10 protein-coding genes are annotated in these 10477 nt (G+C 57.7%); 5 read left to right on the top strand and 5 right to left on the bottom strand.

What is annotated here, in order from left to right; all coding sequences use genetic code 11:
- Nucleotides 1-155: 155 nt before the first annotated feature.
- Nucleotides 156-3137 carry an NHL repeat-containing protein gene (locus HY751_02590; protein MBI4665280.1) on the bottom strand — a complete coding sequence of 994 codons (2982 nt, stop codon included), beginning with the start codon at nt 3135-3137 and terminating at the stop codon, nt 156-158.
- 118 nt (nt 3138-3255) lie between these two features.
- On the opposite strand from HY751_02590, the gene HY751_02595 reads away from it, so the two are divergent.
- The 4 genes from HY751_02595 (at nt 3256) to wecB (ending at nt 8126) form a co-directional block, all read left to right on the top strand.
- The gene (locus HY751_02595; GenBank protein ID MBI4665281.1) at nt 3256-4272 is read left to right on the top strand and encodes a tetratricopeptide repeat protein; all 1017 of its coding nucleotides are present in this window, start codon (nt 3256-3258) and stop codon (nt 4270-4272) included.
- A gap of 107 nt (nt 4273-4379) precedes the next feature.
- Nucleotides 4380-5231, top strand: coding sequence for a class I SAM-dependent methyltransferase (locus HY751_02600; GenBank protein ID MBI4665282.1), 852 nt, complete (start codon nt 4380-4382; stop codon nt 5229-5231).
- Nucleotides 5232-5442: 211 nt separating this feature from the next.
- Nucleotides 5443-7032 (top strand): Gfo/Idh/MocA family oxidoreductase, encoded by a 1590-nt coding sequence (locus tag HY751_02605; GenBank protein MBI4665283.1) that lies wholly within the window; start codon nt 5443-5445, stop codon nt 7030-7032.
- Nucleotides 7029-8126, top strand: coding sequence for a UDP-N-acetylglucosamine 2-epimerase (non-hydrolyzing) (gene wecB, locus HY751_02610; protein MBI4665284.1), 1098 nt, complete (start codon nt 7029-7031; stop codon nt 8124-8126). The genes HY751_02605 and wecB overlap by 4 nt, the downstream gene beginning before the upstream one ends.
- A gap of 113 nt (nt 8127-8239) precedes the next feature.
- Here the strand turns inward: wecB and HY751_02615 are convergent, their stop codons facing one another.
- From HY751_02615 to HY751_02630, 4 genes are read right to left on the bottom strand one after another with little or no spacing between them, the layout of a single operon-like run.
- A complete protein-coding gene (locus HY751_02615) occupies nt 8240-8566 on the bottom strand; it encodes a hypothetical protein (protein MBI4665285.1) in 327 nt (108 codons plus the stop codon).
- A gap of 28 nt (nt 8567-8594) precedes the next feature.
- On the bottom strand, nt 8595-8801 hold the full coding sequence (locus HY751_02620; GenBank protein MBI4665286.1) for a type II toxin-antitoxin system HicA family toxin: 207 nt from the start codon (nt 8799-8801) through the stop codon (nt 8595-8597).
- Entirely contained in the window at nt 8782-9027 is a 246-nt protein-coding gene (locus HY751_02625; GenBank protein MBI4665287.1) for a type II toxin-antitoxin system HicB family antitoxin, read from the bottom strand. Before HY751_02625 ends, HY751_02620 begins: the two co-directional genes overlap by 20 nt.
- Before the next feature lie 46 nt (nt 9028-9073).
- Entirely contained in the window at nt 9074-9451 is a 378-nt protein-coding gene (locus HY751_02630; protein MBI4665288.1) for a hypothetical protein, read from the bottom strand.
- Nucleotides 9452-9711: 260 nt separating this feature from the next.
- Between HY751_02630 and HY751_02635 the strand changes: the two genes are divergently transcribed.
- Complete coding sequence (locus tag HY751_02635) at nt 9712-10272, top strand: hypothetical protein (GenBank protein ID MBI4665289.1); 561 nt, start codon at nt 9712-9714, stop codon at nt 10270-10272.
- The last annotated feature ends 205 nt before the right edge of the window (nt 10273-10477 follow it).

Raw genomic sequence — 10477 nt, forward strand, 5'->3', positions numbered from 1 at the left:
CATCCTCTTATCGTCACGCCTCGGATGTACCTGTCCTCCTCGTTAGAGAGGGGCCGGCGCATGACCAATGCGTCCGCCAGGGTGTAGTCCAGCCCGTTTTTGCCAAACCAGTAGGCTATTTCCTCCATGGACGGCGGATGAAAGAAAGCGACAATTTACGCATAGCTCTCCGTTTTAAAAATATGCAACTGCGCGTTGCTCCTGTCGGTCAGCGCCAAATCCCCACCGGCGAAAGTATAGCCCCGCTTTCCGGACAGATAGCCGCAGTGGATGTGCTTTGCCGTGGCGCCCTGCTTAAGCGATGTTATCTGGTACACCAGGTCTCCGTGGGGGCCGTACACCTGCATGCCTATGCCCCTGGCGTTAGTTACATAAAGCAACCCGCTGTCATCATGCGCCACACCAGAGGGGGTTACGCTGAGACGCGATTGGATTATTCTGGTGTCGCCGGTTTTTAAATTCACGCTGTGGATCAGGTTTTCCATCCAGTATGTCAGCGCCAGCTCACCCTCATGATGTGAAATATCGCTTATCTGGCCGTCTGGCGCGGCTACCGGCTCGCTCTTCGTGAAATCCCTGTCCGCCAGCCATACGTTCTGCCCGCCGCTTTTTTCCCCCATTAATCCGGTCATCACAAATCCGGAGGAGTTATTCGAGGTTAGCCTGAAAGGCGTTTCCGGTAGCTGGCATTTTATTTCGCCGGTATAATCCCGCGCATGGCCGGTTTCCAGGTTTAACAACCTTACGCCTCCGCTTTTATATGGCGGCTTGTCCGCGACCAGGGTTAGAAGCGCCTCACGCTGGTTGACCAGCTCCACGTCGCCTATACTGAATCCCGGCTCAGCGAAAACCGGTTTCAAACCGGCCCTGTCCGGCGCAATAAGGAAAAGCGCGCCATTTATATCCGCCACAAGGATTCCGAATCCCGGCGCCATCTTCGCCTTATAAGGATGCAAAGGAGCTCCAGTGTCTGGATGAACAAGCGAAAGGCTTGTAACATATCGCAGGCCCGCGCCCGCCGGTGGCGGTTCTTTACCGGCGCTCTTTAACGCTTCCGCCACAGACTGCCCGATGGAGAGCGTTACGGAGCGGTCCTTCGTTTCCATCAGCGCCCGTTGCGTGCGCCCCAGATTATCCCACTCTTTTTTCGCCGCCGGGTCGGAAGCAACCTGTGGGGCGAACTTGTTTATCAGCTCGTCCGCTGTGGCTATCGCCCCGCATATCTGAAGCCGCTTCACAAGTTCCCGGGCGTTCAGCTGGTCTTGGACCTCTTTTACGGCAGGCGCCAGCGCCGCCCCCAGGGCTTCGTTCCCCTCGCCATGGCGGAACATCAGGTCGAACATTGAAATGGCATACCAATGCCGTTCACCGGATGTCCCGGATTCAATCCCGTGCCGGTAAACCATCCGGGCGGTCTGGTAATGGCCCCATTCCTCGCTTATCTGGGCGATAAGCGTCAACACTTTGTTCACAAGCTCTGTCTGGTCTGGCCGGAAAGGCTCAAGCCTTGGGCGCAAGGTTTTTTCATCTTCCAGTCCATCCGCTTTAAACGCGGCGTCCAGCCTGCCGATGGCTTTCGACATCAGGCTGATATGGTCCCGCAGGAACAAGATCACGGCGAAAGCGTGCAGGGCCGCCTGCGGGTTCACATTCTGGGGTGAAGATAATCTCTCCCGCAGGTATTGCGCCACGTCCGTATAGTCTTTCCGGCGCTGGGCGTATTCGCTGTTAAACAGCTCCAAAAACCCGGCCCGCTCAGGCGCAAGCGCCTCGCTATCCTTTCCCGTGAGAACATCGCATATCCCGTTCAAATCCCCCGCCAGGGCGTGGCGAAGGGCGATCCGCGTTTGCTGGGACGCCTTATACTGCACCCGTTCCCAATTGGCCAGTTTCGCCGGGTCGTCGGAACCGCCCCCCTTCTTCTTGCCCGCCCGCCACTCGTCCATTAAATCGTAACGCCGCACAAGGGCCTGGAACATTTCCCCCTCGATGGTGTTCAGCTTTGTGGCGGCGGCTACGGCGGACTTTTTGGCCGTAGCCAAAAACGTCTTCGCCTTCGAAAGGGTTTCGGCGCCGCTGGCGCTGGCCGCAAGATATGACAACCATCGCCCGCACCCGCTCTCGGTCCAGTTGTTGGGAGTATCGGCGAACTCGCCGTCCCCGGGGAAGGCTTGCGGGGCGGGGTTCCTGCTGGCCCCGGGTGTGATGGAAAGCCTGTATCGCCGGATAATCCCCTTTTCCCCATCGGCGATAACAAGCTGTGTTTCGCCATTGGCGCCCTTATAAGCGGAAAAGGCGCTGGTGTTGATGATGGCGCCGTTCAGGCAGGTCTCGTCTGAAATCCACATACCGGACGTATCGGCCACGCGGAAGGCGGAGTTCAGGCTCTTGATCAAAAATAAATCCTCGCCCAGCGCCGCTACCGCCAATGGATAGGTATAAGGCGGTTTGCCGTTCACATCCAGCTTTATAAGCCCCGTGGCTGTCCCATCCGGGCCGAATTTAATGACGCGCCGGTTGCCGGTGTCGGCAATCACAAAATCGCCGCTGGAGAGCCGCGCAAACCCCATGGGGAACTTTAATCCGCGAACCGCTGGCGCGTTACCCAAAACCGTTTCGGCCGGGTCGTTCATGGCCTCCTCATCCGCCACGCCCAGCCTCTTGCCGAACTGCGTTATCAGCCTCCCGTCCAGCGAGTGTTTCTTTACCCGGTGGTTGCACCGGTCAAGGACCCATATGGCGGAGCCATCGGCGATAACGCCCACCGGCTCGTCAAACTGGCCGTCTCCATCGCCGATGGAGCCGGACGCGGCAATAAAGTTCCCGTCCATATCGAACCGCTGGATGCGATGGTTCCAACCGTCACAAACCACCAGCTCGCTTACCGGGCCGTTTTGGACAATGGCAAGCCCGCGCGGATACCAGAACTGGCCGGGGCCTGCGCCCTTCTCCCCGATGTAGCGGATGAATTCCCCAGCCGGTGAAAGTACGATGATCCTGTGGTTGAACTCGTCGGATATGTAGAACCCGCCGCCGGCGCTGGCGACGATTGAATGAAAGGGGATGCGGGCCGGATCGGGCGCCCCTTTTATGGGGATCTCCTCCAAAAGCTCCATCGGCGCCAGGGTTTGGCTCACATTCGCTCCTGTATTGTTGAACCGGATAAAGGTGGCGCCATATTATAACTTACTTTTCGGCCCGGCAATCCCGCCGTGGATGTTAAAATCAGCCGAATCTAACGGGATTTTTTATCGGATGAACAAAGCCGGGATCTCCATCAGTTTCGTGGTTATTTCCGGCGGCTTAAGGCCGGAACCGCTCCGGGTCCTTATAAACTCCATCACCAGCCAGAAGTTGCCGCCGTATGAAATCATCCTCGTGGGCAAAGCCCCTGGCCCCCTGCCAGATGAGGTGATTTTACTGGCCGAGCCCCTGCTGGCCCAAACCGGCGCAATCTGCGCCATGCGCAACAAGGGCATCAAGACAGCCAGCGGCGAAGTGGTGGTCCTTACCGACGACGATGTGGAATTCACCCCCGGCTGGGGCGGGAATATAAAACCCGCGCTGGCCGACCAATCGTGGGACATCGCCGGGTGCCGCGTGCTTGGGCCGGACGGGCAACGGTGGTACGACTGGTGCTGGCACAGCCGGACAGATCCCGTATGCCCCCCGCGCCTGCTGGAATATGGCGAGCAAAGCCCGGGGCTGTATATCAGCGGGTGCCTGATGATGATCCGCCGCCGGGTGTTCGCCACAACGTTGTTCAACGAGAACCTGCTTAACCACCAGCGGGACGATGTGGAGTTTTGCCACCGGGCCGCCGACGCTGGGTTCAAGTTCGCCTCGTTCCCATCCGCCGTGGCCATCCACCATCTGGCCCCCGCCGGAAGAAGTGTGGACGACCCCGCCTTTGGCGACAGCGGTTATATGACCGCCATCCACCTTTTCAGAAAAGGGGATTACGTTTCCGCCCTCGAAATGCTCGGAGCCCTGGAGCCCTCGGCGAAAGTTTTGTACCATAAGGCGCTCACGTTGCAACGCATGGGCCGGTTTGCGGAGGCGGAGCTGTTGTATCGTCAGGCCGCCGCGCAAACCCGGGGATGGGCGGGGGAGGAGCGGCGGATCCATTTCTCGTCATGGTTCCATATGGGCGAGATAATGGAGGCCGCGCAAAACCCGGCCCTGGCGGAGGAATATTACCGCAAGGCGCTGAAAGGTTATCCGGAGCATAAATCCGCCGCCGAAGGGCTTGCCCGGGTCTTGGAACGGTAATAATCCGCTCCGCCGCAAAGAACGGCTGGGGCCGGGCCGTTTTTTATGTAAAATGGATGCGTTTTGGCGAACCTTATGTATCAAAGCGATTGTGAGACGGAACTTTCATGTCTGATTTATTGAACAAATTAAAAGGCGTACCAGGCTGGCTTGAAAAATTTCATAACGACGGGCTGAAAACCGGCGTATTGAAACTGGGCGAGGTTACCGGGTGGCGCAAACGCCCCGATGGCAAATACGGCCCCGCCAACTTCGAGCGGGCCCTGGTGTTGGACCGTCTGGTGAACATCATGAAACCCTCCACCGCGCTGGAGGTGGGCACGGGCCGGGGCCTGGGCTGTTTAACCATGTCCCGGTCGGCGGCGGAATATGGCATTGATTTGAAAATCGCCACGCTGGACATATTAAGCCCCGACGCGCGGCAAGACTGGCCCATCCGCGTGGATGGGGAGGACAAGGTGATAATCGCCAACCGGCGGGAGGTATGGTCCTCCCGGGTGGATCCTTCGTTGCAGGAGCGGGTGGAGCAGATCACCGGCCGCACCACCGAGCTTTTGCCAAAGCTTGTGGAAGAAGGCCGCCGGTTCGACCTGATATTCATAGACGCCGGCCACGACGCTTTCAGCGTGGTGTTCGATATTTCGTGCGCCATGCGACTGTTGAACGACGGCGGCGCCATATTGCTGGACGATTTCGCGCCGCTGGAGGAATACGGCATCGGCGCATGCATGGCCGCGCAACACCTTAAAGACTGGTTTACGCTGGTGGAGATATTCAAGACCGACGGGCTTGTTTACCACTACGAGGATGGACAACCGGCGTTCTCCCGGGGGATGGTCCTCGTGAGCGGGCTTAAAAAACGCCCGCCGGAAAAGGCCAGCCTGTGGCGGGCGTTGTGGTGGCGGATGGTTTCGTGGGCGCTGTATAAAAGCGCCCGGCCCGGGAAGTTCCCGATTTAACGCGGTTAACGGATAACCTGATGACCTCATTTTAGGGTGGTGTCCCAGTTTGAATCTCAAATAATAGACAGATCCTTCACTTCGCTTGCGCTTCGCTCAGGATGACAATGTTATCAACGGCTTTTATATTGTCATTCTGAGCGTAAGTGAAGAATCTCCCCTGTACTTTCAAACCGGGACACTACCCATTTTCGATAGGAGGGTTTTAAAAGTGGGCGGAAAGAACATTGCGCTGGTAGGCTGTGGCTATTGGGGAAAAAATCTGGCCCGCAACCTGGGCGAGCTGGGCGCGTTGAACACAATCTGCGACACCGCTGGCGACAGCCTGGCGCAGTTCAAGGGGAAATACGACGCGCTCCTTTGCGACGATTACCAGCAAACCCTGGCCAACCCGGCCATAAAAGGGGTGATGCTGGCCACCCCGGCGGAAACCCATTATTCGCTGGGCAAAATGGCGCTTGCGGCGGGCAAAGACCTTTACGTGGAAAAACCCCTGTCGCTCAAAGTTGCCCACGCCGAGGAATTGGTGGCCCTGGCCGAAAAACACAAACGCATCCTTATGGTGGGGCACATACTCCACTACCACCCGGCGGTGGTGAAGATGAAAGAGATAATCGCTTCCGGCGGGCTGGGCCGCATCCAGACCATATATTCCAACCGCATGAGCCTGGGCAAGATCCGCCGCGAGGAAAACATCCTCTGGAGTTTCGCGCCCCACGATGTGTCGCTCATCCAGTCCCTCGTGAAGGAAACCCCTTCGCGGATCTATTCCTCCGGCGGCTATTTCCTGCATGAAAAGATAGCCGACACCACCCTTAGCGTGTTCGAGTATGAAAGCGGCGTGCGCGCGCACATTTACGTCTCGTGGCTCCACCCGTTCAAAGAGCAGAGGCTTGTGGTGGTTGGCTCCAAAAAGATGCTGGTGTTCAACGACGTGGAGGAGAAAGACAAGCTGTTGGTATATCCCCACGAAATAGAATGGAAAGACACTATTCCGGTGCCGTCGAAGAAAGACGCGGTTTCCGCCCCCTTCGGCTCCGAAGAGCCGCTCAAGCAGGAGTGCCGGGCGTTCATGGAGGCCATCGCCACCCGCAAAAAACCCATCACCGACGGGCGTGAGGGGCTGGCGACGTTGAAAATACTCACCGCCTGCCAGCAGTCGCTGGAGTCCCAGACGCTGGTGAAATCCGGCCCGGCGGTGGAGCAGTCGCCCGCGAAGGAATATTACGCCCATCCCACGGCGCTGGTGGACGAGCCTTGCAAAATCGGAAAAGGTTCGAAGATATGGCATTTTTCCCATGTGATGGCCGGGGCGAAGCTGGGGGATAACTGCAACATCGGGCAGAACGTCTTCATCGCCGGGGGCGTAACCATCGGCGCCAACGTGAAGATTCAGAACAACGTGTCGGTATATGAAGGGGTGGATCTGGAAGACGACGTTTTCTGCGGCCCCTCCATGGTGTTCACCAACGTGAACACCCCGCGGAGCGGCGTGAACCGGCGCGGGCAATATCAAAAAACCGTCGTGAAAAAAGGGGTCACCCTCGGCGCCAATTCCACCATAGTCTGCGGCGAGGGGCTCACCATCGGCGAATACGCTTTCGTGGGGGCCGGGGCCGTGGTGATAAACGACGTGCCCGCCCACGCCCTGGTGGTGGGCAACCCCGCCCGGGTGGCCGGATGGCGGTGCCATTGCGGATTGAAGATAAAAATCGCCAGGACCGGCAAAGGCGCCTGCGAAGGTTGCGGCGCCAGGTATGTTAAAGGCAAAGGGGGCGTATTGCCCGCCAGGGCTAAATGAAGATAGCCACCATCGTTGGGGCCCGGCCGCAGTTCATCAAGGCGGCGGCGGTGTCCCGCGCCATTCTCCGCCAGGCGGGTTCCGCGCCGGATTCCATCAGCGAGATAATCATCCACACCGGCCAGCATTACGACCATAACATGTCGCAGGTTTTCTTCGACGAACTTTCCATACCGCATCCCCTGTACAACCTGGGGGTGGGCGGCGGAACCCACGGCCAGAACACGGGACGGATGCTTGAGGGCATCGAGAAGATACTTATGGAAGAACAGCCCGATTGGGTATTGGTTTATGGCGATACGGACAGCACCCTGGCGGGCGCGCTGTCAGCGGCCAAACTGGATATCCCAGTGGCCCACGTGGAAGCGGGCCTGCGCTCCTACAACCGCCGGATGCCCGAGGAAATAAACCGGGTGATGGCGGATCATTTATCCTCCCTGTTGTTCTGCCCAACGCCCACGGCCGTGAAAAACCTGGCCTCCGAGGGGATCACAAAAGGCGTGATGGACGTGGGTGATGTGATGTTCGACGTGTCCATTTTTTATAGGGACAAGGCCCGGGCCGAAAGCATGGCCCTGGAGCGGCTGGGCGTGACGCAAGGCGCTTACGTCCTTGCCACCATCCATAGGGCCGAGAATACCGGCGACCCGGCCCGGCTAGGCGGCATAGTGAAAGCGTTGGCCCAAATAGCCCGGGAAACGCCGGTGATATTGCCCCTTCATCCCCGGACGGTGAAAGCGTTGGAGCTGGCGGGCGGTTTAAAAACCCTGGCCGGTGTGAAGGTTACGGAGCCTTTGCCGTTTCTGGACATGGTGTGGCTGGAGCAGTCCGCCATGGCCATAATCACCGATTCCGGCGGGGTGCAGAAAGAGGCTTTCTTCTACGGCGTCCCCTGCGTCACCGCCCGGGACGAAACCGAATGGGTGGAAACGGTGGAGTCCGGCTGGAACACCCTGGCCGGGGCGGACACGCAAAAAATAATATCAGCCTGGAGCAGGATCAAATCCGGCCATCGCCCCGCCACCGCCCCCGCCTATTATGGCGACGGCGCCGCCGCGGACAGGATAGTGGATGTCCTGATGAAATCCGCGTAGGGGCGGTTCGTGAACCGCCCCTCCTGATCGCTATGTCATCTCCTGATTCAAAACAGGGCGGTTCGTGAACCGCCCCTACAGATCACCAACCAACCGCCCCTGCCACCATGCAATCAAATATTCAACTCCACCCACAAAGCGGCATGGTCCGAGGCGGCGTCTTTTTCGGTCTTTATCTCCGGGAAATGCTCGAACAGAGTCCCGTTTTTCCCGCCCCAAACGCCGCGCCGTTCAACCCCCGCCGATTTGGCCAGCGCCGCCAGCTCCGGGGACATGAGGATGTAATCCAGTTTCCCGCTTTTGGTCCCGTTCCCGTGGGTGCCCTCCCGCCCATCGCCGGTAAAGCAGGGCAGGCTCGTTACGTCGGTCAAATCCAGCCCGTTATGCAGAAGCGGTTTTAGCGGGGCGCTGTCAATATCCTCATTGTTTTCAGTAGGCATTATTTTTCACCTTTCATTTCCATTTTGCTCAAACCTTCTTAAACTCATCCAGTGTCATCCCCGCCTGTTTAAGTATGCTTCTGAACGTGCCGGTTGGAACGTCGCCGGGATGCATGGCCACATATGTCTGCCTTCCATCAGGATGGCGAAAGATGATGTGGGAGCCAGATTGTCTTTTTCTCATGAAACCGGCGCGTTCGAGTTTGGCTATTATTTCACGCGCTGAAAATGGCATCGTCTATTTCGATTTTCGAGAAGAACGCCTCCGTTTCCACCGGCACGGTTTCCCCGTTGGCGCGTTTCTCTTCAATCCAAAGTTTCAACAGATCGGAGGCGGCGGCCTTTGCGCCTTCTATCCCCAGGCCGTGCGTGGTCAGGTCAAGGGCCGGAATATGGGCGTAGTAATAGCCGGGCGGAAGGGAGGGATCATTCACTCGTTCGTAAACTATGGAATAGATCATAACCGGTTTCCAATATGGTTATAGCGATTATATCATCCCTTTTCCGTTAAACCTCCATCTCCCCTTCAAAAACCTCGGTGGCGGTCTCTTCTATGTCCTCTTTCTCCAGCTCGAACCAGCCTATCCAGTCCGCCCTGCCATTGGCCGCTATTTCCGGGTGGCCGTTCCTCGGTTTCTTCAGGAACTTGCCCCGGATGTCCCTCAGCCGGATGAACCTGCTAACGCCGTTGGCGGTAAGCCCCCGGTTGCGCCCCATGATTTCCAGCATTTCCGATTTGTCGTTTTCCGAATAGCTTGCCCTGGCGATAAGCTGGTTCAACCGGTGGCAATCCTCCAACGCCCCCCTGCCGTCTTCCCAGCTTTCAAGATTCATGGCCTTTGGCCGCTCGAACATGTTCTCTACGTTGAACGTGGCTAACCGCATTGTTTTCCCCCTCCATCACGGTTAAATAAGAATAGGGGTTTTATACCACGGAATATTATCCGGGGGATATTAATAATATGACCCATATCGTTGATTTTCTTTAACGCGCCATGTCATCCCGGAGCCGCTGGAATCGGCTATCCGGGATCACGTTTTACGGCCGTTTAACAATCCCAAAGGAGGGCGGCCCATGGGTGGCCTTTAAAATATAGCATTTTAGGCTTGACTGGCGGGGTGAAGGCCAATAGAATGCTCAAGCTATGAGTATAGATATGACTCATTGCGTGAGCAACCCCGAAGTGGTTGATGTACAAGAGCCACAATGGTACGCCCTGTATGTCCGGCATCAGAGCGAATATAAAGTCGCGCGGATTCTGGACGAAAAGTTCGGCGTGCCAACCCGCGTACCCAGCCAAACCCTTTGGCGCAAAGGGGGCAAGCGGCTGGAAACATTCATGAAACCCCTGCTGGGGATGTACATTTTCGCCCTCACGAATTTTAAAGCCATGAACACCATGTCGTTTTATTCGGTGAACGGGGTTTTGGGGTTTGTGCGGCACAAAGGGGCCCCGGCGGTGATACCGCTGGAGGAAATAGAAACCCTGGAGAAAATGGGGCTTTCTACCCAGCCGGTGCACGCTGTGGAATATCGCAGGTTCGCCCCCAACGACAGGGTGGAAGTGATAAAAGGCCCCCTGCGCGGGGCGCTGGGTTTTTTCCAGCGGAGCAACGAGAAGACAGGCCAGTTCATCGTGAGTCTGGAGATGTTCTCCCGCACACTTACAACGGAGCTGGACGCCCTCTGGGTGCGTCCCTACTAAGCCCCGTTTATTCAGGCAGTTAAGCCTGCGCCTTGACAGGCAGGATGCCGGAGGCATGTCTTGACGGGCTGTTGCCCAAATAGTTTAGCGCCGTTTCAGCGATGTCGTCCCGGGCGTAGCGCAAGCGGAGACCCGGGATCAGGGCCTCTTTTCAAATACATATAAGGTCGCGGCCCCGGCTCGCGCTTCGCTTGGCCGGGGTGAC

The organism is Nitrospinota bacterium (assembly GCA_016208975.1).
Taxonomy (GTDB): Bacteria; Nitrospinota_A; UBA7883; order UBA7883; family JACRLM01; genus JACQXA01.